Annotated in this window: 23 protein-coding genes, 3 pseudogenes and 1 riboswitch; of the genes and pseudogenes, 17 read left to right on the top strand and 9 right to left on the bottom strand. The window is 68.7% G+C overall.

Features of this window, described 5'->3' with window-relative positions:
- Nucleotides 1-2: 2 nt before the first annotated feature.
- Nucleotides 3-1,589, bottom strand: a complete 1,587-nt coding sequence (gene phaE / locus CURTO8I2_RS03110) for a class III poly(R)-hydroxyalkanoic acid synthase subunit PhaE (RefSeq protein WP_159678582.1) — start codon at nucleotides 1,587-1,589, stop codon at nucleotides 3-5.
- 26 nt (nucleotides 1,590-1,615) lie between these two features.
- The gene (locus CURTO8I2_RS03105; protein ID WP_201295473.1) at nucleotides 1,616-2,236 is read right to left on the bottom strand and encodes a CDP-alcohol phosphatidyltransferase family protein; all 621 of its coding nucleotides are present in this window, start codon (nucleotides 2,234-2,236) and stop codon (nucleotides 1,616-1,618) included.
- A 119-nt stretch (nucleotides 2,237-2,355) separates the two neighbouring features.
- Here CURTO8I2_RS03105 and CURTO8I2_RS03100 point away from each other — a divergent pair, with 119 nt between their 5' ends.
- The 6 genes from CURTO8I2_RS03100 (at nucleotide 2,356) to CURTO8I2_RS03075 (ending at nucleotide 5,630) form a co-directional block, all read left to right on the top strand.
- Nucleotides 2,356-3,207, top strand: a complete 852-nt coding sequence (locus tag CURTO8I2_RS03100) for an SPFH domain-containing protein (protein WP_159678580.1) — start codon at nucleotides 2,356-2,358, stop codon at nucleotides 3,205-3,207.
- Nucleotides 3,207-3,548 (top strand): hypothetical protein, encoded by a 342-nt coding sequence (locus CURTO8I2_RS03095; protein ID WP_159678578.1) that lies wholly within the window; start codon nucleotides 3,207-3,209, stop codon nucleotides 3,546-3,548. Before CURTO8I2_RS03100 ends, CURTO8I2_RS03095 begins: the two co-directional genes overlap by 1 nt.
- On the top strand, nucleotides 3,545-3,736 hold the full coding sequence (locus tag CURTO8I2_RS03090; RefSeq protein WP_159678576.1) for an Arc family DNA binding domain-containing protein: 192 nt from the start codon (nucleotides 3,545-3,547) through the stop codon (nucleotides 3,734-3,736). Before CURTO8I2_RS03095 ends, CURTO8I2_RS03090 begins: the two co-directional genes overlap by 4 nt.
- Nucleotides 3,729-3,908, top strand: a complete 180-nt coding sequence (locus tag CURTO8I2_RS03085; RefSeq protein WP_159678574.1) for a DUF4177 domain-containing protein — start codon at nucleotides 3,729-3,731, stop codon at nucleotides 3,906-3,908. The genes CURTO8I2_RS03090 and CURTO8I2_RS03085 overlap by 8 nt, the downstream gene beginning before the upstream one ends.
- On the top strand, nucleotides 3,905-4,732 hold the full coding sequence (locus CURTO8I2_RS03080; RefSeq protein ID WP_159678573.1) for a CPBP family intramembrane glutamic endopeptidase: 828 nt from the start codon (nucleotides 3,905-3,907) through the stop codon (nucleotides 4,730-4,732). Before CURTO8I2_RS03085 ends, CURTO8I2_RS03080 begins: the two co-directional genes overlap by 4 nt.
- An 88-nt stretch (nucleotides 4,733-4,820) precedes the next feature.
- Nucleotides 4,821-5,630, top strand: a complete 810-nt coding sequence (locus tag CURTO8I2_RS03075; RefSeq protein ID WP_159678572.1) for a M15 family metallopeptidase — start codon at nucleotides 4,821-4,823, stop codon at nucleotides 5,628-5,630.
- 19 nt (nucleotides 5,631-5,649) lie between these two features.
- On the opposite strand, the gene CURTO8I2_RS03070 is transcribed toward CURTO8I2_RS03075, so the two are convergent.
- The 6 genes and pseudogenes from CURTO8I2_RS03070 to CURTO8I2_RS03050 form a co-directional block, all read right to left on the bottom strand.
- Nucleotides 5,650-6,021, bottom strand: a complete 372-nt coding sequence (locus tag CURTO8I2_RS03070; protein ID WP_159678571.1) for a DUF423 domain-containing protein — start codon at nucleotides 6,019-6,021, stop codon at nucleotides 5,650-5,652.
- A gap of 239 nt (nucleotides 6,022-6,260) precedes the next feature.
- Nucleotides 6,261-7,418, bottom strand: a pseudogene (locus CURTO8I2_RS03065) (SRPBCC family protein); the annotation flags it as partial.
- 456 nt (nucleotides 7,419-7,874) lie between these two features.
- Nucleotides 7,875-7,940, bottom strand: a pseudogene (locus tag CURTO8I2_RS15405) (DNA-binding response regulator); the annotation flags it as partial.
- Between the two features lie 84 nt (nucleotides 7,941-8,024).
- Nucleotides 8,025-8,093, bottom strand: a pseudogene (locus CURTO8I2_RS15400) (DNA-binding response regulator); the annotation flags it as partial.
- Nucleotides 8,094-8,177: 84 nt separating this feature from the next.
- Nucleotides 8,178-8,819, bottom strand: coding sequence for a response regulator transcription factor (locus CURTO8I2_RS03055; RefSeq protein ID WP_159678569.1), 642 nt, complete (start codon nucleotides 8,817-8,819; stop codon nucleotides 8,178-8,180).
- Between the two features lie 19 nt (nucleotides 8,820-8,838).
- Nucleotides 8,839-10,053: a sensor histidine kinase gene (locus CURTO8I2_RS03050; RefSeq protein WP_159678568.1), complete on the bottom strand. Its 1,215-nt coding sequence runs from the start codon at nucleotides 10,051-10,053 to the stop codon at nucleotides 8,839-8,841.
- A 178-nt stretch (nucleotides 10,054-10,231) separates the two neighbouring features.
- On the opposite strand from CURTO8I2_RS03050, the gene CURTO8I2_RS03045 reads away from it, so the two are divergent.
- The 6 genes from CURTO8I2_RS03045 to CURTO8I2_RS03020 all read left to right on the top strand — a co-directional run bounded on the left by CURTO8I2_RS03045 (nucleotide 10,232) and on the right by CURTO8I2_RS03020 (nucleotide 15,397).
- Entirely contained in the window at nucleotides 10,232-10,825 is a 594-nt protein-coding gene (locus tag CURTO8I2_RS03045; RefSeq protein WP_159678567.1) for a GNAT family N-acetyltransferase, read from the top strand.
- Entirely contained in the window at nucleotides 10,825-11,607 is a 783-nt protein-coding gene (gene minC, locus CURTO8I2_RS03040) for a septum site-determining protein MinC (RefSeq protein ID WP_159678566.1), read from the top strand. Before CURTO8I2_RS03045 ends, minC begins: the two co-directional genes overlap by 1 nt.
- 24 nt (nucleotides 11,608-11,631) lie before the next feature.
- Nucleotides 11,632-12,441 (top strand): septum site-determining protein MinD, encoded by an 810-nt coding sequence (gene minD, locus CURTO8I2_RS03035; protein WP_159678565.1) that lies wholly within the window; start codon nucleotides 11,632-11,634, stop codon nucleotides 12,439-12,441.
- 2 nt (nucleotides 12,442-12,443) lie between these two features.
- Nucleotides 12,444-12,707 carry a cell division topological specificity factor MinE gene (gene minE / locus CURTO8I2_RS03030; protein WP_055248846.1) on the top strand — a complete coding sequence of 88 codons (264 nt, stop codon included), beginning with the start codon at nucleotides 12,444-12,446 and terminating at the stop codon, nucleotides 12,705-12,707.
- Between the two features lie 9 nt (nucleotides 12,708-12,716).
- Nucleotides 12,717-13,250 (top strand): hypothetical protein, encoded by a 534-nt coding sequence (locus tag CURTO8I2_RS03025; RefSeq protein WP_159678564.1) that lies wholly within the window; start codon nucleotides 12,717-12,719, stop codon nucleotides 13,248-13,250.
- A gap of 113 nt (nucleotides 13,251-13,363) precedes the next feature.
- The gene (locus CURTO8I2_RS03020) at nucleotides 13,364-15,397 is read left to right on the top strand and encodes a M2 family metallopeptidase (RefSeq protein WP_159678563.1); all 2,034 of its coding nucleotides are present in this window, start codon (nucleotides 13,364-13,366) and stop codon (nucleotides 15,395-15,397) included.
- A gap of 628 nt (nucleotides 15,398-16,025) precedes the next feature.
- Here CURTO8I2_RS03020 and CURTO8I2_RS03015 read toward each other — a convergent pair.
- Nucleotides 16,026-17,261: a multidrug effflux MFS transporter gene (locus tag CURTO8I2_RS03015; protein ID WP_236550987.1), complete on the bottom strand. Its 1,236-nt coding sequence runs from the start codon at nucleotides 17,259-17,261 to the stop codon at nucleotides 16,026-16,028.
- Between the two features lie 359 nt (nucleotides 17,262-17,620).
- Nucleotides 17,621-17,726, top strand: a riboswitch (glycine riboswitch).
- Between the two features lie 97 nt (nucleotides 17,727-17,823).
- Here CURTO8I2_RS03015 and gcvP point away from each other — a divergent pair.
- The 5 genes from gcvP to frr all read left to right on the top strand — a co-directional run bounded on the left by gcvP (nucleotide 17,824) and on the right by frr (nucleotide 24,985).
- Complete coding sequence (gene gcvP, locus CURTO8I2_RS03010; RefSeq protein WP_343161347.1) at nucleotides 17,824-20,703, top strand: aminomethyl-transferring glycine dehydrogenase; 2,880 nt, start codon at nucleotides 17,824-17,826, stop codon at nucleotides 20,701-20,703.
- Nucleotides 20,704-20,896: 193 nt separating this feature from the next.
- The gene (locus tag CURTO8I2_RS03005; protein WP_159678558.1) at nucleotides 20,897-22,954 is read left to right on the top strand and encodes an EAL domain-containing protein; all 2,058 of its coding nucleotides are present in this window, start codon (nucleotides 20,897-20,899) and stop codon (nucleotides 22,952-22,954) included.
- A gap of 192 nt (nucleotides 22,955-23,146) precedes the next feature.
- Entirely contained in the window at nucleotides 23,147-23,425 is a 279-nt protein-coding gene (locus tag CURTO8I2_RS03000) for a hypothetical protein (RefSeq protein ID WP_159678556.1), read from the top strand.
- Between the two features lie 170 nt (nucleotides 23,426-23,595).
- On the top strand, nucleotides 23,596-24,324 hold the full coding sequence (gene pyrH / locus CURTO8I2_RS02995; RefSeq protein WP_159678555.1) for a UMP kinase: 729 nt from the start codon (nucleotides 23,596-23,598) through the stop codon (nucleotides 24,322-24,324).
- 103 nt (nucleotides 24,325-24,427) lie between these two features.
- Complete coding sequence (frr, locus tag CURTO8I2_RS02990) at nucleotides 24,428-24,985, top strand: ribosome recycling factor (RefSeq protein WP_159678553.1); 558 nt, start codon at nucleotides 24,428-24,430, stop codon at nucleotides 24,983-24,985.
- Nucleotides 24,986-24,990: the final 5 nt, after the last annotated feature.

The raw sequence follows: 24,990 nt of genomic DNA, 5'->3' as shown, positions 1-24,990 counted from the left end.
GGTCAACGCTTCCCTTTACGCGGCTTGCCGCCCTTGCCCTGCAACGGCTCGGGCGCCTGCGGAATCGGCGAGATGAAGCCCAGGTTGGGCAGGCTGCCGACGCGGCTCGGTGCGCGCGCGGCCTTGCGCGAGGCGCGGGCCGGCGCGGCGGGGGCCTGCTTCGTCCGGCGGGCGGGTCGCGTACTGCGCGTCGGTGCCTTGGGGGCCGCTGCCGGGCTGCGACGGCGGGCGCTGGAGGCGGGCCGCGACTTCGCTGCCGCCTCCGGATTCGATGCGGTCTTCTTCGCGCGAGCTGTCTGCGCGGCCGCCGTCTTCGCCGGCGCGACCTTCTTTGCAGAGGCATTCTTCGCAGGCGTCTTCGCGGCAGCGCGCTTGTTGCTGGCCTGCTTCGTGGCCACCCTTCTGGCCGCAGTCTTCTTGACGGCACGCTTTTTTGCAGACGTCTTCGCAGGCGCGCGTTTCGCGGTTGCCCGATTCGCCGCCGGTTGCGCCGGCGCTGCGTTCTCCGCCGCGACACGCGATGTCGACGAGACCGGCGCGGGCGCCGGCGTCACGACCCGCGGGGGCCCCGCCGGACGTCGCGGCGGCGGATTCGACGCCGCGGTGGCCTGCGCGCCTGCACCACCATCCACGGCATCGAGACGGTCACGCAGACGACGCAGGGAACGCTCGAGATCAGCGATCTTGCGATGCGCGCCATCGAGCTCGGTGCGCGTCGGCAGGTCGAGTACGCGGCAGGCCTGTTCGACCTCGCGCTGCACGGCCTGACGCAGGCGCATCTGGCCGCCCACCATGTCGGCGTAGGCCTTGCGGAACGCAGGCGACAACGCGACTTCGGCATACGCGTCCTCGGCCGCATCGATCCACAGGTCGAACAGCGCACGCGGAGTTTCGATCGGCGTCGCCGGATCGCGCGCGGCGAGCTTGCGTTCGAAGATGCCGAACGCGGCCGTCGAGGCCTGCATCAGCAGCGTCTGGTAGTCCTGCTGGCTGCGCTGGTGCTCGGCGAACGCACGGCCGAGCTGCTGCCAGCGCTCCTGGTGCTCGCGCGTCAGACCGAAGGTCGGCAGCGCGAACGCATCGCGTCCGCCGCCGCCCATCGCCTGGCCTGCACCCACCGCATCGAGCCACGGCTTGAGCCGCTGCAGCCACGTGTCCCAGCCTTCGATGCCGGGCCCCTGCAGACCGCCAAACATCGCGCCGACGGGATTGCCGCCCATCGCGTCGCGCCACGCGGCGGTGATCGCCTCGGGCGATGCGTCTCGACCCGCGAACTGGGCGGCGACGCGCTGCATCTGCTCGAGCCAAGGACCCGCCATGGACTGGAACTGCCGCAGCGCATCCGCGCCCGCGTCCGGTGGTTGCGCGCCGCCCATGAACCACGGCGGGGGTTCGCCCCAGGGCGCGGCGCCCGCGCCCGGCGACGTGGCGCCCATCGGATTCCACGCGTTGCCCGGCATCGTGCGCTGCAAGGCATCGCGCCATGTGTCCCAGTAACGGCGCGCGAGGCGCTCCAGATCCGCGGCCTGCGCGTCCGGTCCCTGTCCCATGTTGAACATCGTCGACTCCTGCGAACCGGGTTCGATCATAGCAACGCCTCGCGGCGTCGACCGTGTCAGAACTTGGGAATGCGCAGCGTCTTGCTGACCATCATCGCGCCGGACACGGCGAACACCAGCACCAGCGGATGCAGCAGCCACGGGCCCAGACGCAATTCGCCCAGCCACAACGCATCGCCGATGCTGCCCTGCCAGGCCGCGACGACCAGCAGAACCACCAGCAGCAGGCTGGACGGAATCGGCGTGCCCTCGAAGAACTTCACCTTGTCGCTGCCCTGCGACAGCGTCTCGGCGGTCACGTTGTAGCGCGCGAGGCGACTGACGCCACAGCAGACGAAGCCGGCGAGCACGAGCACGTCCCAGCCGCCCTGCATGCCGCAGGCATAGGCCAGCGCGGCCGGTGCGACGCCGAAGGAGATCACGTCGGCCAGCGAGTCCAGTTCCCGGCCCAGCGTGGAGGCGACCTTGCGCCAGCGCGCCACCCGGCCGTCGAGCGCGTCGAAGACGAACGCCAGGGGAATCAGCGCCATGCCCAGCAACAGATCGCGCACGCTGCCGTCCTGCAGATAGCGCATCGCCGCGAAGACCGCGCCGGTGCCGCAGAAGGCATTGCCCAGCGTGAACCAGTCGGCCAGCTGGAAGTCGCGCAGCATCGAGAAGTGGCGGGGTCGGGACATCGGGGCTCCAGGGAAATGGCGTGCGGCGATGGTGCCGCGCCGGCCCACGCGGCTGCGTGAGTGTTGACAACAAGATATCAATCCGATATCACAACTCAAACCCACCCGAGGATGCCGCGATGCAAGAGAACCCGATCCGCTCCCTGCCCGGCATTCCGGTCCTGCTGGTCCAGCTGGTGGTCCTCGCGGCATGCGCGTGGACGTTGCTCGGCGCCGGTGGCGCATTGCCGGTCGTCGCGATCATCGTCGCGCTGGCGACGGCGTTCACCCTGATCGGCCACTACATGATCGAGCCCAACCAGGCCGCCGTGCTGAGCCTGTTCGGCAAGTACGTCGGCACGGTCAAGGACGCCGGCCTGCGCTGGAACAATCCCTTTCTGGCCAAGAAGAAAGTGTCCTTGCGCGTGCGCAACTTCGAGAGCGGCCGGCTCAAGGTCAACGAACTCGAAGGCAGCCCGATCGAGATCGCCGCGGTCATCGTGTGGCGCGTCGTGGACTCGGCGGAAGCCGTGTTCAACGTCGACGATTACGAGAGTTTCGTGCACATCCAGTCCGAGGCGGCGCTGCGTGCGATGGCGACCAGCTACCCCTACGACCAGCACGAAGACGACCAGATTTCGCTGCGCAGCCACCCGACCGAAATCTCCGATCGCCTCAAGGAGCATCTCGACGAGCGCCTGACCGCGGCCGGCGTCGACGTGCTCGACGCGCGCATCAGCCACCTCGCCTACGCCCCGGAGATCGCCCACGCGATGCTGCAGCGCCAGCAGGCGAACGCGGTCATCGCCGCGCGCACGCGCATCGTCGCAGGCGCCGTCGGCATGGTCGAAATGGCGCTGGCGGAGCTGGACAAGAGCGGCGTGGTCACGCTGGACGAGGAGCGCAAGGCGTCGATGGTCAGCAATCTCCTGGTCGTGCTGTGCAGCGATCGCGGCACCCAGCCGATCGTCAATACCGGCTCGCTGTACTGATGGCCCCGCATCATCTCGCCGCGCTGGTGTTCGCGTTGATGGCGATCCCGGCGTTCGTGTCGGCCCGCTGGCTGGTGCAGGGCCGCCTGCCACTGTCTGCCGGCAGCGGCGGCATGAGCGTGCGCGACAAGGCCGTGCTCGACAGCAAGCTCGCACGGCTGTTGCGGATGATCGGGCTGGCGATGCTGGCCACCGCGCTGGGCCTCGCGCTGTGGGGGGACGAAGAACGCCGCCTGCTCGCGCTGATCGTGGTGATGTTCTGCGCGGTCAACGGCCTGGCGGCCGCGTGCATCTTCACCGTCGCCAGCGCCAAGCGCCGCGCCCGCGGAGGCGGCGGGTGACCGATAAGAAGGCCTATCCACTGCGCATCAACGCCGCGATCCTCGCGGCCGTGCAGCGCTGGGCCGACGACGATCTGCGCAGCGCGAACGCGCAGATCGAATACCTGCTGCGCGACGCGCTGCGACGTGCGGGCCGGATCTCCCCGCCCGCCCAAACCGAACCAGGCAAGGACACCGATCATGAGTGAGCGCTGGCAGTACAAGGTCGAGGAAATCAAGGTCAGCCTGCTGGGCGGCCTCAAGCCGGCAGCCATCGAGGAGCGCCTGCAGACACTGGGGCTGCAGGGCTGGGAGCTCGTCAACGCCGTGCACCCCACGCCGGTCGGCCCCACCGTGCTGTTCCTCAAGCGGCGGACGTGAGCACCGCCATGCAGGCGCCGCGACCGCGCCAGGACCTGCGCATCGCGGTGCTGCTCGCGGCTGGTGGCGCGGTCGCCACGCTCGCGGTGATCCCCTATCTGCTGCAGATCGACCCCGCGCGCATGACCGGCAACGGGGCGATCGCGCTGCCGGCGCTCGTCGCGATCCAGGCGATGTCGATGTTCATCGTCTGCACGCTGCTGGCCTGGGCCGGCCTGCGCATGGGCCATCGCGTCGGACTGGGCGCGCCGCTGCTGCAGCATTGGGTCAGTCGCCATGGTGAGGCACGCCTGCGCGAAAGGCGGCCTTGGCAGGCGATCGGTCTCGGCATCGCAGCCGCACTGGCGATCCTCGCGCTGTCACGCGTGGTCGACCCGCTGCTGCTGCCTGCAACCGACGTGGCGATGACCGACATCGCCGGCGCGCGCAGCGCGCTCTACGGCCTGATGGCCTCGTTCTACGGCGGCCTCGTCGAGGAACTGCAGCTGCGCCTGTTCCTGATGACCCTGATCGCATGGGCCGCCAGCTGGGTGCAGCGCAGGCGCACCGGCGTCGAAGGAACGCTGTCGCCGCGCATCGCCTGGATCGCGATCCTGGTCGCCGCGCTGCTGTTCGCGCTCGGCCATCTGCCGACGGCCTCCACGGTCTGGGGCCTGGATGCCGGCGTCGTGGTCCGCACGCTGCTGCTCAACGGTCTCGGCGGTGTGGTATTCGGCTGGCTGTACTGGAGGCGCGGCTTCGAGATGGCCGTGGCGTCGCACTTCGCCGCGGATCTGGTGCTGCACGCGCTGGTGCCGCTCCTGTCGCCGCACAGCGTGCTGTGAGGCAACGCGCGCGGGCTGGCGTCATCCGCGGCGCCAGGGATACGGACCCGATCTGACGGCCGGCACCTGCGCCGCTAAGCTGCGCGGTATGCACGCCCACCCGTCGTCCCGCTTCCTGTTCAACACGCCCGACATCGAGCTCTGGCCCGCGGCGCTGCTGCGTGCGCGCAGCAATCGCGACGCACGCGTCCTGTCGCTTGCGACGCAGGTCCTGCGCCGCAAGCGCGACGGCGCGTATCTCGCCGCCGTACTGCCGGACGGCATCGTCGGCCTGATGCCGCGCTGGCAGCGCGAGGCCGGCATCGACGACGCGCTTGACCTGCTCGATGCCGGCGCACTGCGCGCGCCCCGGGCACCCGCGCCCGATCTGCCGGTGTCGCAGGTCGAAGCCCGGCTCGAGGCACTGGGTCTCGACGCTGACGCGTACGCCGCACGCACCGGCCTGGCGCTCGTGGCCGAGCCGGCATGGCTGACGTTCGCCGGCGTCGATCGCTATCGCCGGCCCTTGTGGCTGGAGGCCCGGACCGCGCGCGCATGGCAGGGCCTGCATGCGGCGGCCGCGCGCGACGGCGTGACGCTCGACGCGGTTTCAGGCTATCGCAGCCACGACTACCAGCTGGGCATCTTCGATCGCAAACGTGCGCGCGGGCTGTCGCTCGACGCGATTCTCGCGGTCAACGCAGCGCCCGGCTACAGCGAACATCATTCCGGCTGCGCGCTGGATATCAGCGCGCCCGGCGAGCCGCCGGCCGACGACTCGTTCGACGCGACCGCGGCATTCGCATGGCTGACCCGCCACGCGCCCGGGCATGGCTTCACCCTGAGCTATCCGCGCGACAACCCGCACGGCATCGTCTACGAACCCTGGCACTGGCGGTATCGATCCGCCATCGACTGAGGCAAGCCGGACCGGGCGATCAGCGCCGCCATGCAGTGACGGCCAGCAACAGCCAGCCGAGCATCGTCAGCATGCCGCCCCAGGGTGCGAAGAACGCCGGCCCACCGAACAGATGCCGCGACACCAGTGCGCCGGCGAACAATAGCGTGCCCACCAGCAAGGCGACCAGCGAAACGAGTTCGAAGGTGCTGCGCACGGCGCGGCCGAGCACCACGAGCACGATGCCGTGGCCGAATGCGAACACCGCCGCGGTCTGCAGCGCGCTGCGCGCATCGCCATCGACGGCGTGCGCCGCGTAGGCCGACAGGCCGACCGAGATGCCGGCCAGCAGCGCGCCGGCCGCAACCAGACCGCCCACGTGTCGCGACGCACGCGTGGAACCGATGCCCATGACTGCCTCCGATGCCGTTGCGACGCGGCCGCTTGGCCGTTCCTGCCGCGGAAACCAGGATCCTGAAACGACACACGCCGCATCCCTGAGGATGCGGCGTGCGATGTAGACACTGCGCGTGGCGCGGCTTACTCGGCCGGCGCCGCTGCAGGTGCCTCGGCCGCCTCGGCAGGCGCCGGGGTCTCGGCCGGCGCCGGCGTTGCCGCCGGTGCGGCTGCGGCAGGCGCCGCATTCGGATCACGCAGCGTCCAGAACACTTCGAACTCGCCGTTCTCGGTGAACGCGGTATCGATGCCGTTGATGTAGTTCTCGTACGGACGATCGGTGACCTCGTAACCCTGCGTCAGTGCCCAGGCGCGCACGGCGTTGCGGACGTTGTCCAGCTCGGCCATGAAGCCCTTGTAGTTCGCCTTGGCGACGCGGGCGCGCGGCACGAACATCGCCTTCACCGGGCCCAGCAGCTCCAGACCGGTCAGTTCGACCGCATCGGTGGTCGATGCGACGACCGGCGGCGCGGCGGCTGCAGCCTCTTCACCCTCGGCGTCGGCGTCAGCTGCCGGCGCGGCAGGCGCGGCCGGACCGGTGCCCTTCTTGCGGACCGGCATGCCGATGTCGAAGGTGTAGGTCTCGCGGCCCAGCTCGGTGGTGATGATGCGCAGCGGACCGGCGGCCTCGAGATTGTTGGCGGCCATGGTGCGGTTGATCCACTCCACGTTGGCCTTCATCGAATCCTGGATGACCTGGTTGTTGCGCTCGACGGCGCCCGCAGCCACGACCAGCAGGTTCTCGGCCGGACGATCGGCGGCGGTCAGGTTCGCCAGCGTGCTGCCCTCGGCGCGGTAGTCGACGTTGGGGACGGCGGCCAGCATGTTGGTCAGGCGACCCAGCCCCAGCTTGATGCCGTCGCCGACGTTGCGGCTGACGTAGAGACCGGCGAAGCGGCCCAGCAGATCCCAGCCGTAATCGACGCTGTAGGTCTGGGTGATCTCGATGTTGCGGTTGTTGCGGCCGGTGGGCCTCAACGTGAACGTGGTCTGCTTGTTGTCGCCACGCGTCTCGCTCTCGACCGCGTAGACCACGCGGGTGCCGGGCTCGGACTCGACGATTTCCCAGCTGCCGTCACCGACGCGCTTGAGGCTCGAGCTGTAATCGATACGGGCGCCGACGCCAGCGTCGGGACCGGAGATCTTGAGCTCGGCGCTCGGATCGTAGGCGGTCACCGGCGACCAGTCCTTGAAGCGAAGCACGCTGTTGAGCGTGTCGAAAACGATCGTCTGGCGACGGTTTGTTTCCGCTGATTCGGTCAACGTGCGGCTGGAGGGAAGCAGAACGGCCACCACGAGAAACAGCACGGCGACGATGACGCAGGAAATCAGCAGTTCGAGCAGACGGGTCATTCAGAGTTCTCCAGGACCAAATCCGGCCTGAGGCGGCACAGACCGGCAATCGTATCAAGTTGCGTGTAACCGGGCGAGTCTCTTCAAGCCTCGAATCGACGGACGCGTCCGGTCACCGGTCGTGCCCACCGGATCGGGCTGCCGCCGGGCCGGGCATGTTCAGAAACGCGATGTCTGTGGACTGCGAACGCCTGCTGGCGCCCGCGCCCTGTGCGGCGCGCGCCGAAGCGCCGCGCTGCACGCACTCCGGATGTCGTGACCCTCCGGGCGCACCGGGGTGTGCAGGCCGGCGTGCGGCTTGAATTCGCGAATAGAAATGGCTTGCGACGCCGTGCCCTGAGGTGCAGGCGGGCGTGCACGGCGTTGCGGCATGCCGGGCGGTCTGCCCATCAGACCAGCGGCAACTCGAAGCCCGCGGGCACAGCCCGGGGACGGTCGCGCAGACTGAGCTTGGATGACGAGCTGCAATTCGAAGGCCTTGAGTACGGCCCGGGTGCGGTCGCGCACGCCGAGCTTGGACAGGGTGGGAAACGCCTGCACGCGAACCGCGGGTTCGCGGGCGCTTCGAACGCCCGTCGCGCTGCGGCGGGCCGGGCATCCTGTCGGTCAGACGAGCTGCAATTCGAAGGCCTTGAGTACGGCCCGGGTGCGGTCGCGCACGCCGAGCTTGGACAGGGTGAGAAGCGCCTACGCGCGAACCGCAGGTTCGCAGGCGCTTCGAACGCCCGTCGCGCTGCGACGGGCCGGGCATCCTGTCGGTCAGACGAGCTGCAATTCGAAGGCCTTGAGTACGGCCCGGGTGCGGTCGCGCACGCCGAGCTTGGACAGGATGTTCGACACGTGGTTCTTGATCGTGCCCTCCGCCACGCCCAGCGAATTGGCGATTTCCTTGTTGGAAAAACCGCCGGCCATCAGCCGCAGGATCTCGGTCTCGCGATCGGTCAGCGGATCCGGCTTGTCGAGGCTGACGAATTCATTGCGCATCTGCTCCAGGCCCGTGAGCAGGCGCTGGGTCACGGCCGGCTGGACCAGCGAGCCGCCGCCAGCCACGGTACGGATCGCGCCGACCAGCTGGTCCAGCGACACGTCCTTGAGCAGATACCCCTTGGCACCGGCTTTCAGGCCCGCGAGCACCAGCTGGTCGTCGTCAAACGTGGTGAGGATGATCGTCGGCGGCAGCGTGCCCGCGCGCGACAGTGCCTGGATCGCCTCGAGCCCGGACATTGCCGGCATGCGCATGTCCATCAGCACGACGTCGGGCTTGACCTCGGGAATCGTCTCGACCGCCTGCCGGCCGTCGGACGCCTCGGCGATCACTTCGATGCCGCCGTCGAGCGCGAGCAGCGAACGGATGCCCTGGCGCACCAGGGTCTGGTCGTCGACCAGGCAGACTCGGATCATGGTGCCTCCCATTGCGGATTCATGCCGGCGACTGCGCTTCGCCCCGGCGCGCAGCATCGCGCAGCCCGGTCGCATCCGCCAGCGGCAGTTCCAGCTTCAGGACGAAACCGCTGCCCGGCGCGGTCTCCACCTGCAGCGTGCCGCCGTACGCGGCCAGCCGCTCGCGCATGCCGGTCAGGCCGTTGCCGATCCGCGCCGCCTCGGCGCCACGCCCGTCGTCGCGCGCATCGACCCGGATCGTGTCGCGGTCCTGGCTGTAGCGCAGGCGCAGCAGGCTGGCGCCGGAGTGGCGCACGGCGTTGGTGATGATCTCCTGCGTGCAGCGCAGCAGCACGTGCGCGCGCTCGGGATCGTCGACGACGAACTGCACCGGCAGCTGCATGTCGACCTGCAGACTGGGCACATGTTCGGCCAACGGCAGCAGCGTCGCGCGCATGTCGATCGCATCGTCGTCGCGCAGCTGGCTCACCGCCTCGCGCACGTCGCTGAGCAGCAGCTTGGCCAGGGTCTGCGCCTGCCCCACATGCTCCTGGGCCTGGCCGCTGGCCAGATGACTGGCGATCTCGAGATTCAGGCTCAGCGCGGTGAGGTGGTGACCGAGCAGATCGTGCAGTTCGCGCGAGATGCGGGTGCGTTCGTTCACCCGCACGCTCTCGGCCAGCAGGGCGCGGGTCGCGCGCAGTTCGGCGTTGAGCCGGCGCTGTTCCTCGCGCGCCTGCGCCTGCTGGTGGCCCACGAAACCGGTGACGAACGCGAAGCCGGTGAAGCCGACATACAGGGCGGCCTGCAACACGGCCTCCGACCAGGTGAAATCGAAGCCGCGCACGTAGACCGGCACGATCACGAACTCGCAGGCCACCAGCAGCGCCACGCCCACCCACAGGGGCAGCAGCCAGGGCAGTACGCAGGCCACCACCATCAACAGGATGCTGCCCAGGCCACTCTGGCTGTAGTAGCTGATCGCGATCGCACTGCCCGCCAGCAGCAGCACCAGCAGGTGATCGAACGCGCGGATCCGACGCTCGCCCAGCCCCCGGGTCAGCCAGGCGTAGCTCATGCCGAACACGGCCCAGGCGGCCCAGGTCGGCCAGCTGTCGAGCGCCAGCCGCATGCCGCCATCGGTCAACTGCTCTACCGGCGCCAGCGACAGCATCAGCAGCGGCAAGCCGATCATCGCCCAGGTGAACAGGCCGGCGATGCGCAGGAGACGGTTGTGGTTCAGATCACGGAGCATGCCGGCATGTTAGGCACATGCAGCGGTCTCCGGACGGGCCTGAAGTCATGCCGGCACGCGCGTCGCCGGTCGCCCGGCGATCCCCGGCATGCAATAATCCGGGCCTGTGCGACGCGCAGCGGCAGGAGCGCCGCGACCGGTCGTCTCGCGCGTTCATCGGTAGTCTCTGGAGTCTGGAATGTCGATCGTCGTCCGCGACGTGCATGCGCACGAGCTGGATTCCATCCTCGAACTCAACAACGCCGCCGGTCCCTCGATCCTGCCGCTGGATGCGGCCCGTCTTCGGCATCTGCACGACACCGCGGAGTATTTCCGGGTCGCCGAGCGCGATTCGGTGATGGTGGGATTCCTGATCGGCTTCGGTGCCGGCAGCGATCACGAGAGCAGCAACTTCCGCTGGTTCCAGTCGCACTATTCCGACTTCTTCTACATCGACCGCGTCGTCGTCGCCAGCCGCCGCCGCGGCGGTGGCGTGGGCCGCGCGTTCTATGCCGACGTGCAGAGTTACGCCGAGGTGCGACATCCCCTGCTGACCTGTGAAGTGTTCCTCGAACACGACAACGACCCGGTCCGCCTGTTCCATGGCAGCTTCGGCTTCCGCGAGGTCGGGCAGCACGTGATGCCCGGCAGCGGCATCCGGGCCTCGATGCTGGTCAAGGACCTGTGCAGCTATCCCTGGGTGCGCGAGACCTACGGCGGCGTGTTGCCCGACGAACCCTGGCTGGGCCGCCCCCGCGTGCCCGTCCGCACCCCCGAGGAGACGAAAGCCTGATGGCGTCCCGCCCTGCTCCCGCCGCCGATTTCGAACCGGCCGGCGAACTGAAGATCGGCCAGGTCGGCATCGCCAACCTGCGCGTGCGCATGCTCGATGTCGCCCGCCTGGCCGAGGAAATGCGCAGCCGCGTCGCGCGCGCGCCCAAGCTCTTCGACCGCGCCGCGGTGATCCTGGATTTCGGCGGCCTGGCTGAACTGCCCGACGCGACGACCGCGCAGGCGCTGATCGATGCGCTGCGCGACGCCGGCGCGCTGCCGGTGGCCCTGGCCTGGGGCAGCCCGGCCAATGCGGCGCTCGCCGAAGCACTGGATCTGCCGGTGCTGTCGAAATTCCGCGCCCAGTACGAAAACGCCGACGCGGCGCCCGCGCCCGCACCATCGCGTCCCGCGCCGACGCCGGAACCCGCGCCGCCCGTGGCCCCGAAGCCGGCACCGGCCACCGCCGCCGTGGAACCGGGCCTGATCCAGGCCGGCTCGGTGCGTTCGGGCCAGCAGCTCTACGCCCAGAACCGCGACCTGACCGTGCTGTCCTCGGTCGGCGCCGGCGCCGAGGTGATCGCCGACGGTTCGATCCATATTTACGGCCCGTTGCGGGGCCGTGCACTGGCAGGCGCACAGGGCAGTCCGACTGCGCGTATCTTCTGCCGCAGTTTCCATGCCGAGCTGGTCGCAGTAGCGGGCCACTACAAAGTGCTGGACGATATTCCCCGCGAACTCCATGGCAAGGCCGTCCAGGTCTGGCTGGAGCATGACGAATTGAAGATCGCCGCACTCGAGTGACGGCGACACACCAGGAGATGTGTTTTGGCTGAAATTATCGTAGTCACCTCGGGCAAGGGCGGCGTCGGCAAGACCACCAGCAGTGCCAGCATCGCGATCGGCCTTGCCCGGCAGGGCAAGCGCACGGCGGTCGTGGACTTCGACGTGGGCCTGCGCAACCTCGACCTGATCATGGGCTGCGAGCGCCGCGTGGTGTACGACCTCGTCAACGTGGTGCAGGGAGAAGCGTCGCTCAAGCAGGCGCTGATCAAGGACAAGCGGTTCGACAACCTGTACGTGCTGGCCGCGTCGCAGACCCGCGACAAGGACGCGCTGACCACCGAAGGCGTGGAGCGCGTGCTCAAGGAACTCGCCGACGACGGCTTCGAATACATCGTCTGCGATTCGCCGGCCGGCATCGAGAAGGGTGCGTTCCTGGCGATGTATTTTGCCGATCGCGCCGTCGTGGTCGTCAACCCCGAAGTCTCGTCGGTGCGCGACTCCGATCGCGTCATCGGCCTGCTGCAGTCCAAGACGCGCCGCGCCGAGAACGGCGAGCGCGTGCAGGAACACCTGCTGCTCACCCGCTACAGCCCCGCGCGCGTCGAGACCGGCGAGATGCTGTCGATCACCGACGTGGAGGAAGTGCTGGGCCTGAAGACGATCGGCGTGATTCCCGAATCGGGCGACGTGCTCAATGCATCCAACAAGGGCGAGCCGGTGATCCTGTCGGCCGAATCGAACGCCGGCCAGGCCTACGACGATGCCGTCGCGCGCCTGCTGGGCCAGGAGCGCCCGATGCGCTTCACCGCCATCGACAAGAAGGGCTTCTTCAGCAAGCTGTTCGGAGGCTGATCATGGGTATGTTCGATTTCCTCAAGCCGAAGAAGAACACCGCCTCGATCGCGAAGGACCGGCTGCGCATCATCGTCGCCCAGGAACGCACCAACCGTGGCGCGCCGGACTACCTGCCGCTGCTGCAGCGCGAGCTGCTCGAGGTGATCCGCAAGTACGTCAGCATCGACGTCGAAGCGGTCAAGGTGGACCTGGTCAAGGACGGCGACCACGACGTGCTCGACATTTCGGTCGCGCTGCCCGAGGAGCGTCAGGCCACCGCCTGAGCCGTCGCCGTGGACGCCCCGCGCACTTCCGATGCGGCCGCTCCGGCCGCGACCGTGCTGTGCTTAGCGGACATCGGCTTCGACGCACCGGCCGCACTGCTCGCGGGCTACGGATTGACCCTGCATCGCGTCGCCGACGGCGCGCCGATCCCGGGCAGTTACTGGGGCGCGCCCGAAGCGGGCATCATCGGCACCGACGTCCATGCGCGCGGCGATACGCCGGTGCATTCGATGCTGCACGAGGCCGGGCACCTGATCGTGCTCCCGGTCGAGCGCCGCGCCGCCGTGCACACCGATGCGACCGACTCCGTCGAAGAGGAAGACGCGACCTGCTATCTGCAGATCGTCCTGGCCGATGCCCTGCCCGGCGTCGGTCGCGATCGCCTGATGGCGGACATGGACACCTGGGGCTACACCTTCCGGCTGGGCTCGGCCCGCGCCTGGTTCGAGCACGACGCGGACGATGCACGCGCGTGGCTGGTGGCGCGTGCGCTGCTGCCCACCGGAGCGCAGGGCCGGGTCCCGACGGAACCCGCCGGATGACAACCTGCGCATCATCGCGATGCGCCTCCGCCCGGATGTCGGCTTCCGATTCACTTGCGAGCGCGCAGCCGCCGCACTAGCCTCCCGGTTCCCAAGCTGACCGGAAGCTGTCCGTGAAGAAGTCCCACACCACCCTGCTCGCCCTGGCCGTCGCCGCGAGCCTGACGCTCGCCGGCTGCAACCGCTCCGAATCGCCCGACACCGCCGCGACCGCGGGCGCGCCCGCCGCGCCGGCCGGCGAGACCGCCGACCAGTTCATCGCCCGTGTCAACGCAGAAGTCAGCACGTTGATGCCCGAGCTGACCGCTTCGCAGTGGCTGTCGGCGACGTACATCAACGACGACAGCCAGTTGCTGGCGGCCAAATACAACGAGCGCTATCTCGCCCAGCTCAACAGCTGGATCGAGCAGGCGCGCAAGTTCGAAGGCCAGCAGATGTCGCCGGAGACCGCGCGCGCGATCAACCTGCTCAAGCTCGGCGCCTCCATGCCGCCGCCGCGCAATCCCGAGCATCTCGCCGAGCTGACGAAGATTGCGTCGAAGATGGAAGGCACCTACGGCAAGGGCGTCTACTGCACCGGCGAAGGCGAAGCCCGCCAGTGCCGCCAGCTGGGCCAGCTGGAAGACGTGCTGCGCAGCAGCCGTGACTACGACGCGCAGCTCGACGCCTGGCAGGGCTGGCACACGATCGCCCAGCCCATGCGCGGTGACTACACGCGCTTCGTCGAACTGGTCAACGAGGGCGCGCGCGATCTCGGCTTCGCCGACGCCGGCGAAGCGTGGCGCTCGGGCTACGACATGCCCCCGGCCGAGCTCGCCGCCGAGACCGACCGGTTGTGGAACCAGGTCAAGCCGCTCTACGAACAGCTGCACTGCTACACGCGCACGCGCCTCGAAGCGCGATATCCGGGCCGCGGCACCGTCGACGGCGGCCTGCTGCCGGCGCATCTGATGGGCAACATGTGGCAGCAGGACTGGGGCAATCTCTGGGATGTGCTGCAGCCCTACCCCGACGCCGGCGATCTCGACATCACCGGAGCGCTGGAGCGCGATTACCAGACCCAGCTCAACGAGCGGATGGTCAAGGAAAACGCGCTGATCGACTCCGACCGCCGCGCCGACATCGCCCATGCCGCGCAGGTGGACAACGCCAAGCGCATGAACGAACGGGCGCAGGACTTCTACACCTCGCTCGGCATGCCCGCGCTGCCCGCCAGCTTCTGGACCAACACCCAGTTCGTGAAGCCGCGCGACCGCGATGTGGTCTGCCACGCCAGCGCCTGGGACATGGGCGTCAAGATCGACGGGCAGCCCGACGTGCGCACCAAGATGTGCACCAAGCCGAACGAGGAAGACTTCACGACGATCTACCACGAGCTCGGCCACGTCTATTACTACCTCGCCTACAACGGCCGCCCGCCGCTGTTCCAGAGCGGCGCGCACGACGGCTTCCACGAGGCGATCGGCGACACCATCGTGCTGTCGATGACGCCGCAGTACCTGCAGTCGATCGGTCTTGTCGGCGCGCAGCAGCAGACGCAGGAATCGCTGGTCAATTCGCAGATGCGCATGGCGCTGGCGAAGGTGTCGTTCCTGCCGTTCGGCCTGATGATCGACCGCTGGCGCTGGGGCGTGTTCGACGGCTCGATCACGCCGGAGAACTACAACAGCGCGTGGTGGTCGCTCAAGGCGCAGTACCAGGGCGTCGCCCCGGCGACCGCGCGCGGCGAGGAGTTCTTCGACGCCGGCGCCAAGTACCACGTGCCGGGCAATACGCCCTATACGCGCTACTTCCTGTCGCACGTGCTGCAGTTCCAGTTCTACAAGGCGCTGTGCGATGCGTCCGGCCACACCGGCCCGCTGAACGAGTGCAGCTTCTACGGCAACAAGGCCGCCGGCGAGAAGTTCTGGGCGATGCTCGAGAAGGGCAACAGCCAGCCGTGGCAGCAGACGCTGAAGGAACTGACCGGCGGCGAGCAGATGGATGCCGCGCCGGTGCTCGAATACTTCGCGCCGCTGCAGGCCTGGCTGACCCAGCAGAACGAAGGCAAGACCTGCGGCTGGACCGCGCCCGCGTCCGCGCAGTCGCCTGCGCCTGCAGCTGCTCCGGCTGCACAGCCGGCGGCGGAGAAGCCTGCGCAGGGTTGATGTCTTCAAGTTCGGAAGTCAAAGGGCCGGCATTGCCGGCCCTTCTTTTTTGTTCGTCGCCCAGATTCGTGGGTGAGGCCTCTCCACTCCGGAGACGGAGCGGCCTGTCAGGCAGCAGCCGCCTTTCCCTCGGTCAGGGCGTCGTGCCCTGACTCGGGCGCGCGCCATCCCTGGCGCGCTCGGCGCGGCCACTGCCCGCCAGTCCGCTTCCTGATCTGTCGGATTGCGACTTCTGCATCGAGTGATGCCTTCGCGTTCCTGCGCGGCGCGAAAGGGAATCCGGCTTGACCGGACATGCGTCTGTCGAAAGCCGCCGGAACAACGGGGCGAAGACGCAGCATCGTCGCCACGCGCGACGAGAGGCGTTTTCCACGGACGTGGAAAAACGCAAAGCACTCACGCGGGACTCCAGCCTGGTGCCGCGGAGAGTGGGCTATGAATAGCCCGCGGCGGCGCGTTAGCCATGGGCGAGCAGCGACTGCGCGGCGCGCTGCGCCGGGCCGGGGAGCACTGCGGCGCGGCGCGTGCTGACCGAGCCCAGGCGCAGCGTCCGGATGGAGGCCCGCTGCATCCCGAGTGAGCAGCTTTACCAGAGACGTGCAAAGCGCGGGCTCTTGCCACGAGCCAGCTACATCTGATCCGTCGGCTCCATCGCTGCCGCGTTCTTGGGACATGCCGGCGGACGTGGCGAGCGTGCGAGTTCCCAGCGCCAGAACGCCCAGCCGACCAGCATGAAACCGGCCGAGGTCGCGGCCAGCAGCAAAGGCTGATGGCTGACCAGCGGCGACAGCAGTCCGGCGACGGCGGCGTTGAGCACCAGACCGGTGAAGGCCTGCAGCGACGACGCCGAACCGCGCTGGCGCGGATACATGTCGAGGATCGCGAGCGTGAGGATCGGGAACGTCAGTGCGATACCGAAGGAATTGAGCATCGCCGGCATCACCGCCCACGGGATTGCCGGCTGGTCGACCAGCAGGTTGTAGCCGACGTTGAGTACCATCGCGACACCGCTGCACGCGAAGCCGATGTTCGCCAGCCGCGTGCCGGTGATGCGACCTGCCGCGCGTCCCGAGACCCAGGAGCCGAGCATCATGCCGCTGATCATCGGCACGAAGAACCAGCCGAACTGGCGCTCGTTGAGGCCCAGCACGTCGACGACGAACACCGGCGTCGAGGCGATGTACAGGAACAGCGCCGAGAAATTGAACGCACCCGCCGCGGCGATGCGCTGGAAGCGGCGGTTCGCGACGATCGACACGTAGTCGCGCAGCAGCCGGCGCGGCGCGAGCGAGATCCGGAGTTCGCGCGGGTGCGTCTCCGGCAACCACCGCCAGACGACGACCAGCAGCACCAGCGAGAACGCGACCAGGAACCAGAAGATCAGCGGCCAGCGGCCCCAGCCCAACAGCCAGCCGCCGATGATCGGCGCGATCGCCGGGGCGATGCTGAAGATCATCATGACCTGGCTCATCAGACGCTGCGCATCGTCGCCCTGCAGCACGTCGCGGATCACCGCGCGGCCGACGATCAGGCCCACGCCGGCAGACAGCCCCTGCAGCGCGCGAAACGCGAGCAGCGTGGTCAGATCGGTCGACAGCGCGCAGCCCACCGAGGCGAGCACGAACACCGCCAGGCCGCCGAGGATCACCGCGCGCCGGCCGATCGCATCCGACAGCGGCCCGTGCACGATACTCATCAGCGCGTAGGCGATCAGATACACCGCGATCGTCTGCTGCATCGCGGCCGGGTCGGCGTCGAGATCGGCGCGCATCGCCGGGAACGCCGGAAAGATCGTGTCGATCGAGAAGGGCCCGAACATCGCCAGACCCGCCAGCAGCAGGGCCAGCGTGCGGATCGACGGCATGCGCGGCTGTCTCATGCGCGGCGCGACCACGGGCGCGCAGCAGCGGTTCGGATGCGGGACGCGGGCGCGACACCGTGCGCAGTACAGCAGGAATCAGACATCGGAATACCGGCAGGCGTCCGCGCGCGCGGACCGGGGGGGGACGGCGCAGGCGCCGCGAAAGAGCGCGCCATCATAGGCCGACCGGTGCGCACACCCCGGCAACGGCGCGTTCCGCCGGCCCAGCGCGGCACGCGCGGGCACGCGACGGGGCCGGTATACTGCGCCGCGTATGCAGTGGGAGAAGCGGACGCTCGGTGCGAGGGTCCGCTGCCGTAGGCGCAACCGCCCGGAATCGCTCAGGCTCAGTACCGCTGCAGCGGCAACACTCTGGAGAGACCGGAGGCCCTCAGGGCAGACCCGGCGCCGAAGGGGCACGAAGCACACTGCTTCCAAACTCTCAGGCAAAAGGACAGAGGGGCAACGCGGAAGACCGGCGGTCTTCGGCCCTGTCGTCCGCGGCGCGGACCGGCATGGACCTGCGCCGGTCGTCCAGACGCCCCGCCTCTTCCGGATGCCCGCCATGACCGCTTCGACCCTGCGCGACCTCGAACACCACTCGGCCTTCGTCGAACGCCATATCGGCCCGAACGACGCCGAGATCGCCCACATGCTGGGCGTCGTCGGCCACGATTCGCTCGACGCGATGACCGACGCGATCGTGCCGGGCAGCATCGCCTCGCGCAGTCCGCTCGCCCTGCCCGACGCGATGACCGAAGTCGACGCGCTGGCGAAGATCCGCGGCGTGGCGACGCATAACACCGTGCTGCGCAGCGTGATCGGCCAGGGCTACTACGGCACGCACACGCCGAACGTCATCCTGCGCAACATCCTCGAGAACCCGGCCTGGTACACGGCCTATACGCCCTACCAGGCGGAGATCTCGCAGGGTCGCATGGAAGCGCTGATCAACTTCCAGACCATGGTCACCGACCTGACCGGCATGGACATCGCGAACGCCTCGCTGCTCGACGAGGCGACCGCCGCGGCCGAGGCGATGACGCTGGCCAAGCGGTCGGCAAAGTCGAAATCCAACGTGTTCTTCGTCGCCGACGACGTGCACCCGCAGACGCTCGACGTGCTGCGCACGCGCGCGGATGGTCTCGGCATCGAGCTGCTGATCGGCCCCGCCGCCGATGCATCTGGCGCCGACACCTACGGCGTGCTGCTGCAGTACCCGAACACCTTCGGCCGCATCGACGACCATGCCACCGTCGCCGAAGCCGTGCATGCGCGCGGCGGCGTGGTCGCGGTCGCGACCGACCTGCTCGCCCTGACCCTGATCCAGGCACCGGGCCGCTGGGGCGCCGACATCGTCGTCGGCAACTCGCAGCGCTTCGGCGTGCCGTTCGGCTTCGGCGGCCCGCATGCCGGCTTCATGGCTTGCCGCGATGCCTACAAGCGTTCCATGCCGGGCCGCCTGATCGGCGTCTCGGTCGATTCCGCCGGCAACCAGGCCTATCGCCTCACGCTGCAGACCCGCGAGCAGCACATCCGCCGCGAGAAGGCGACGTCGAACATCTGCACCGCGCAGGTGCTGCTGGCGGTGATGGCGTCGATGTACGCCGTCTACCACGGCCCCGACGGCCTGACCCGCATCGCCCGCCGCACGCACCGCTTCGCCTCGATCCTCGCCGCCGCGCTCGACAAGGCCGGCGTCACCGTCGGCGACGCGTTCTTCGACACGCTGCACGTGACCGGCGCCGATGCCGATGCGCTGCACGCCAAGTCGCGCGAGGCCGGCTTCAACCTGCGCGCGATCGATGCGTCGTCGGTCGGCATCAGCCTCGACGAGACCACGACCCGCGATGAAGTGATCGCGCTGGCGAAGCTGTTCGGCGCGGACGCAGACATCGAGGCGCTGGACGCCGCGACCGCCGATGCGCTGCCGACCCCGCTCGCGCGCGACACGCAGTTCATGACCCATCCGGTGTTCAACACCCACCACAGCGAACACGAGCTGCTGCGCTACATGCGCACCCTGGCCGATCGCGATCTGGCGATGGACCGCACGATGATCCCGTTGGGCTCGTGCACGATGAAGCTCAACGCGACCGCCGAGATGATCCCGGTCACCTGGCCCGAGTTCGCCAACATCCATCCGCTGGCGCCGGCCGACCAGACCGCGGGCTACACCGAGCTGATCGACGGCCTGGAAGCGATGCTGGTCGAGATCACCGGCTACGACGCGGTGAGCTTCCAGCCCAACTCCGGCGCGCAGGGCGAGTTCGCCGGCCTGCTCGCGATCCGCGCCTACCAGCAGGCGCAGGGCCAGGGCCATCGCGACATCTGCCTGATCCCGGAATCCGCGCACGGCACCAATCCGGCGTCGGCGCAGATGGTCGGCATGACCGTGGTCGTGACCCGCTGCGACAAGGACGGCAACGTCGACATCGACGACATCCGCGCCAAGGCCGAGAAGTATTCGGATCGTCTGGCCGCGCTGATGATCACCTACCCGTCCACGCACGGCGTGTTCGAGGAAGACGTGGTCGCGATCTGCGACATCGTCCACCAGCACGGCGGCCAGGTGTACACCGACGGCGCCAACATGAACGCCCTCGTCGGCGTGGCCAAGCCCGGCAAGTGGGGGTCGGACGTCAGCCATCTGAACCTGCACAAGACCTTCTGCATTCCGCACGGCGGCGGCGGCCCGGGTGTCGGCCCGTGCGCGGTCAAGTCGCATCTGGCGCCGTACCTGCCGCGCGCGCTCGGCGGCGACGGCGCGGTCGGCATGGTCTCGGCGGCGACGCATGGTTCGGCGTCGATCCTGCCGATCAGCTGGATGTACATCGCGATGATGGGCGCCGACGGTCTGCGTCGCGCCACCCAGGTCGCGCTGCTCAACGCCAACTACGTGGCCAAGCGCCTCGCGCCGCATTACCCGACGCTCTACACCGGCCGCAACGATCTCGTCGCGCACGAGTGCATCCTCGATCTGCGCCCGATCAAGGACGCGACCGGCATCAGCGCCGAAGACGTGGCCAAGCGCCTGATCGATTTCGGCTTCCATGCGCCGACGCTGAGCTTCCCGGTGAGCGGCACGCTGATGGTCGAACCGACCGAGAGCGAATCGCTGCACGAACTCGACCGTTTCATCGATGCGATGATCCAGATCCGGGGCGAGATCCAGGCGATCGAGGACGGCCGCCTGGACCGCGACGACAACCCGCTCAAGCACGCGCCCCACACCGCGATGCAGGTCACCGCCAGCGAGTGGACGCACGCCTATCCGCGCGAACTGGCCGCGTTCCCGTTGGCCACGCTGCGCCACACCAAGTACTGGCCGCCGGTCGCGCGCGTCGACAACGTGCACGGCGACAAGAACGTGTTCTGCAGCTGCATTCCGATCGGCTCGGCCGAGGACGCGCCGGAGGCTTTCAGCGAACCGGACGTCGTCTGACTGACCGCGGACGACCGGCCGCTGCCGGTCGATCTGCGGACTGCGTCACAACCTGACCCGGCCGTCTGGCCGGGTCTTCTTTTTTGCGCGGGTTGTTCAGGCGACATCCGCCTCGATCCGTGTGGCAGCTGCGCCCGAACTTGGCACGGCGGTTGCTTTGCAGGTGCAGCCCTCCCCCTTCCGGCTCCCCTGCATGCTCGTCGGCACCTACAACCCGTTGCTCGTGGTCATTTCGTATGTCGTGGCCGCGTTCGCGTCCTATGTCGCCCTCGACATGGCCGGGCGCATTGCCGCGAGCGACGGCTGGGCGTCCAGGAGCTGGCTGGTCGGTGGCGCGATCGCGATGGGCTTCGGCATCTGGTCGATGCACTTCATCGGCATGCTCGCCTTCCAGCTGCCGATTCCGCAGGGTTACGACCTCGCGGTGACGCTGTACTCGCTGCTGATCGCGATCTGCAGTGCAGCGTATGCGCTGAACGTGATCGCCGGTCGCGACCTGCCCGCGCGCAAGCTCGGCGTCGCGGCGCTGATCCTGGGCACCGGCATCGCCGCGATGCACTACGTCGGCATGGAAGCGATGCACATGCAGCCCGGCATCGACTACCACGCGGGCTGGTTCGCGCTGTCGATCGTGATCGCGATCGTCGCCGCCGGCGCCGCGCTGTGGATCGCGTTCTCGCTGCGCCGCGAAGGCGCCGGCGTACTGCGCGCCCGCGGTCTGGCGGCCCTGGTCATGGGCGTGGCCGTCGTGGGCATGCACTACACCGGCATGGCGGCGGCGCGCTTTCCCGAAGGCAGCATCTGCGGCGCGGCGATCGCCGGCGGCATCTCGCCGCAGTGGCTGGCGAGTCTGGTCGGTGCGACGACGTTCGCGATCCTGGGCATGGCGCTGACGACCTCGATCCTGGACCGGCGTCTGCAGGAGCGCACGGCGCTGCTCGGCGATTCGTTGAAGAAGGCCAACCAGGAGCTGACCTATCTCGCCCTGCACGACAACCTGACCAAGTTGCCGAACCGCCTGCTGCTCGAAGATCGCCTCGAACACGCGATCCGCCGTGCGGTCCGCAACGGTCACCGGTTCGCGCTGCTGTTCGTCGATCTCGACGGGTTCAAGGCGGTCAACGACGCGTATGGCCATCCGGTGGGCGACCGCCTGCTGCTGCAGGTCGCACGTCACCTGACCGCCGAGATCCGTGCTGAAGACACACTGGCACGCCTGGGCGGCGACGAATTCGTGGTGCTGGCCGACATCCGCGAACCCGGCGACGCGGCGGCGCTCGCCGAAAAACTGCTGGAGACGGTGGCGATGCCGGTGCAGATCGAAGGCGGCGATCTGCACGTGACCGGCAGCATCGGCGTGGCCATCTTCGGCGCCGACGGCACCAGCGCGCGCGAGCTGATGGCGAACGCCGACGCGGCGATGTATTCGGCCAAGGACCAGGGGCGCAATGCCTACTGTTTCTTCGAGCCGTCGATGAACCGCGGCGCGCATGCCGAACTCGCGCTGATCCAGGACCTGCGCCGGGCGCTCGCACTCGAACAGTTCACCCTCGCCTACCAGCCCAAACTGCGCGCGCCCGACGGCCCGCTGGTCGGCGTCGAGGCACTGCTGCGGTGGCACCATCCCGAGCGCGGGCTGGTGATGCCCGACACGTTCATCCCGCTGGCCGAGAAGACCGGCCTGATCCTCGAGATCGGGCGCTGGGTCATCCATGAAGCCTGTCGCCAGTTGATGGAATGGCGCGCACAGGGCCGCACGGTGCCGACGGTGTCGGTGAACCTGTCGGCGACGCAGTTCCGCTCGCCCGGGCTGCTGGGCAAGATCAAGGAAGCGCTCGCGCGGCACGGCATGCCGCCATCGTCGCTGGTGCTCGAGATCACCGAATCCACCGCGATGCACGACCCGGAGGCGAGCCTGGTGATCCTGCAGCGGCTGTCGGCACTGGGCGTGCAGATCTCGATCGACGATTTCGGCACCGGCTATTCCAGCCTGCTCTATCTCAAGCGGCTGCCCGCCAGCGAGCTCAAGATCGACCGCGCCTTCGTCAAGGATCTCGTCGCCGGCAGCGAGGATGCCGCGATCGTCTCGGCGATCATTGCGCTCGGCCGCACGCTGAACCTGTCGGTCATCGCCGAAGGCGTGGAGACCGCGGCCCAGCAGCACTTGCTGACCGAGCTGGGATGCACCTCGCTGCAGGGTTTCCACTTCGGCATGCCCGGCGACGCCGCGGCGATCGGCGCACGGCTGTAGCGACGCAGCGCCGATAGGCCGTGCGGCGCGCACCGTGCGCCGCGAGAAGACCGCGCGTCCAGGGTGGCGCGCGAGCTGCGTCACCTCACCGGCCTGACCGCAGCGGCACCGCCGCGTCGCGCCTGCCGGATTCACGGCCCCCGGGCAGCCGGTGCGTCACGGTCGGGGCCCGCAGGCACGAGACCCACCGACATGTCCTCTAACACCCCCAAGTCCGCGACCGCGCCCGACCAGGCCCAGCAGGCCGATCACGTGGCGGTCAACGACCGCAAGGCGGCGCGCGGCGATGCGTACGCCGACGACAACAACCGGTCTGCCGAAGGCAACGATGCAGCGCTGATCTCCGGACCCGCGTTCGTACGCCGCGTGCACGCGGACGGCACGGTCGAGGCGGTGGCGCCCGACGCAGAGAAGACCCCGGACGCCGACGCCGAGCGACCCGCGGACCACGACGCACCGGCGACGAAATAGACCGCTCTGCGCCGCGCACCTGGAGCCGCCGCCGGGCCTGGTGCCTGGCGCTTCGCGGCGTGGCTGGCCGCCGGGTGCGCGCGCGGACAACGGAATCCTGACATCCGGTTCGCGCACGTCCTGCGTCGATCCCCTAGAATCCGCTCCGTCCTCGCCCCCGGAGTCATCGCATGTCGTCTGCCCCCCTCGCCTACCGCCGCGTCCTGCTCAAGTTGTCCGGCGAGGCCCTGATGGGCGACGAGGATTACGGCATCGATCCGAAGGTCATCGGCCGTCTGGCCGACGAAGTGATCGAAGCGCAGAAGGCCGGCGCGGAAGTCGGCCTGGTCATCGGCGGCGGCAACATCTTCCGCGGCGCGGGTCTCGCGGCAGCCGGCATGGACCGCGTGACCGGCGACCAGATGGGCATGCTGGCGACCGTCATCAACGCGCTCGCGATGCAGGACGCGCTGGAGAAGCGCGGCGCCCGCGCCCGCGTCATGAGCGCGATCAAGATCAACGACGTCTGCGAGGACTACATCCGCCGTCGCGCCATCCGGCATCTCGAGAAGGGCCGCATCGCGATCTTCGCCGCCGGCGTCGGCAGCCCGTTCTTCACCACCGATTCGGGCGCAGCATTGCGCGGCATCGAGATCGGCGCGGACCTGCTGCTGAAGGCGACCAAGGTCGACGGCGTGTACGACGCCGATCCGAAGAAGGTGCCGGACGCCAAGCGCTACGACCGCCTGACCTACGACGACGTGCTGCGCCAGGGCCTGGAAGTCATGGACACCGCCGCGTTCGCGCTGGCGCGTGACTCCGATCTGCCGCTGCGCATCTTCGACATGAGCCAGGCCGGCGTGCTGCTGCGCATCCTGCGCGGCGAGCCCATCGGCACCCTGGTGCAGGGCCGCAGCTGAGCCCGTTGCGCGCAGCCTCGCGCTGCGCTGCGGCATCACCCGGCCCCGTCGTCGGCCGCGGACGCTTATAATCGTCCGATTCGCACACGGACCGGGGCTGCCCATGCTCAACAACATCAAGAAAGACACCCAGACCCGCATGGCCAAGAGCGTCGAAGCGCTCAAGCACACGCTGGTCAAGGTGCGCACCGGCCGCGCCTCCAGCGCGCTGGTCGACCACATCAAGGTCAACTACCACGGTTCGGAGATGCCGCTGAACCAGGTCGCCAGCGTGGTGGTGTCCGATGCCCGCTCGCTGACGATCACGCCGTGGGAGAAGCAGATCGTCGGCGCGATCGAGAAGGCGATCCTCGGCTCCGACCTCGGCCTGACCCCGAATACCGCCGGCACGACGATCCGCCTCAACCTGCCCGCGCTGACGGAAGAACGCCGTCGTGACCTGTCGAAGGTCGTGCACAGCGAAGGCGAGGACAGCAAGGTCGCCATCCGCAACATCCGTCGCGACGCCAACCAGCAGGTCAAGGAACTCCTCAAGGAGAAGCAGATCTCCGAGGACGACGAGCGCCGCACCGAGGACGAGATCCAGAAGATCACCGATGCGGCGATCAAGGATGTCGACGAGGTCGTCAAGGCCAAGGAACAGGAACTGATGTCGGTCTGACGGCC

The organism is Luteimonas sp. 9C (genome assembly GCF_902506295.1).
Lineage (GTDB): Bacteria > Pseudomonadota > Gammaproteobacteria > Xanthomonadales > Xanthomonadaceae > Luteimonas.
This window is presented reverse-complemented; position numbering and strand designations above follow the sequence as displayed.

Excerpts from the sequence above, each read along its gene's own strand:
- phaE (WP_159678582.1), bottom strand. The coding sequence starts at position 1,589 with ATGATCGAACCCGGTTCGCAGGAGTCGACGATGTTCAACATGGGACAG.
- CURTO8I2_RS03105 (WP_201295473.1), bottom strand. The coding sequence starts at position 2,236 with ATGTCCCGACCCCGCCACTTCTCGATGCTGCGCGACTTCCAGCTGGCC.
- CURTO8I2_RS03100 (WP_159678580.1), top strand. The coding sequence starts at position 2,356 with ATGCAAGAGAACCCGATCCGCTCCCTGCCCGGCATTCCGGTCCTGCTG.
- CURTO8I2_RS03095 (WP_159678578.1), top strand. The coding sequence starts at position 3,207 with ATGGCCCCGCATCATCTCGCCGCGCTGGTGTTCGCGTTGATGGCGATC.
- CURTO8I2_RS03085 (WP_159678574.1), top strand. The coding sequence starts at position 3,729 with ATGAGTGAGCGCTGGCAGTACAAGGTCGAGGAAATCAAGGTCAGCCTG.
- CURTO8I2_RS03075 (WP_159678572.1), top strand. The coding sequence starts at position 4,821 with ATGCACGCCCACCCGTCGTCCCGCTTCCTGTTCAACACGCCCGACATC.
- CURTO8I2_RS03070 (WP_159678571.1), bottom strand. The coding sequence starts at position 6,021 with ATGGGCATCGGTTCCACGCGTGCGTCGCGACACGTGGGCGGTCTGGTT.
- CURTO8I2_RS03055 (WP_159678569.1), bottom strand. The coding sequence starts at position 8,819 with ATGATCCGAGTCTGCCTGGTCGACGACCAGACCCTGGTGCGCCAGGGC.
- CURTO8I2_RS03050 (WP_159678568.1), bottom strand. The coding sequence starts at position 10,053 with ATGCTCCGTGATCTGAACCACAACCGTCTCCTGCGCATCGCCGGCCTG.
- CURTO8I2_RS03045 (WP_159678567.1), top strand. The coding sequence starts at position 10,232 with ATGTCGATCGTCGTCCGCGACGTGCATGCGCACGAGCTGGATTCCATC.
- minC (WP_159678566.1), top strand. The coding sequence starts at position 10,825 with ATGGCGTCCCGCCCTGCTCCCGCCGCCGATTTCGAACCGGCCGGCGAA.
- minE (WP_055248846.1), top strand. The coding sequence starts at position 12,444 with ATGGGTATGTTCGATTTCCTCAAGCCGAAGAAGAACACCGCCTCGATC.
- CURTO8I2_RS03015 (WP_236550987.1), bottom strand. The coding sequence starts at position 17,261 with ATGCCGTCGATCCGCACGCTGGCCCTGCTGCTGGCGGGTCTGGCGATG.
- gcvP (WP_343161347.1), top strand. The coding sequence starts at position 17,824 with ATGACCGCTTCGACCCTGCGCGACCTCGAACACCACTCGGCCTTCGTC.
- CURTO8I2_RS03005 (WP_159678558.1), top strand. The coding sequence starts at position 20,897 with ATGCTCGTCGGCACCTACAACCCGTTGCTCGTGGTCATTTCGTATGTC.
- CURTO8I2_RS03000 (WP_159678556.1), top strand. The coding sequence starts at position 23,147 with ATGTCCTCTAACACCCCCAAGTCCGCGACCGCGCCCGACCAGGCCCAG.
- pyrH (WP_159678555.1), top strand. The coding sequence starts at position 23,596 with ATGTCGTCTGCCCCCCTCGCCTACCGCCGCGTCCTGCTCAAGTTGTCC.
- frr (WP_159678553.1), top strand. The coding sequence starts at position 24,428 with ATGCTCAACAACATCAAGAAAGACACCCAGACCCGCATGGCCAAGAGC.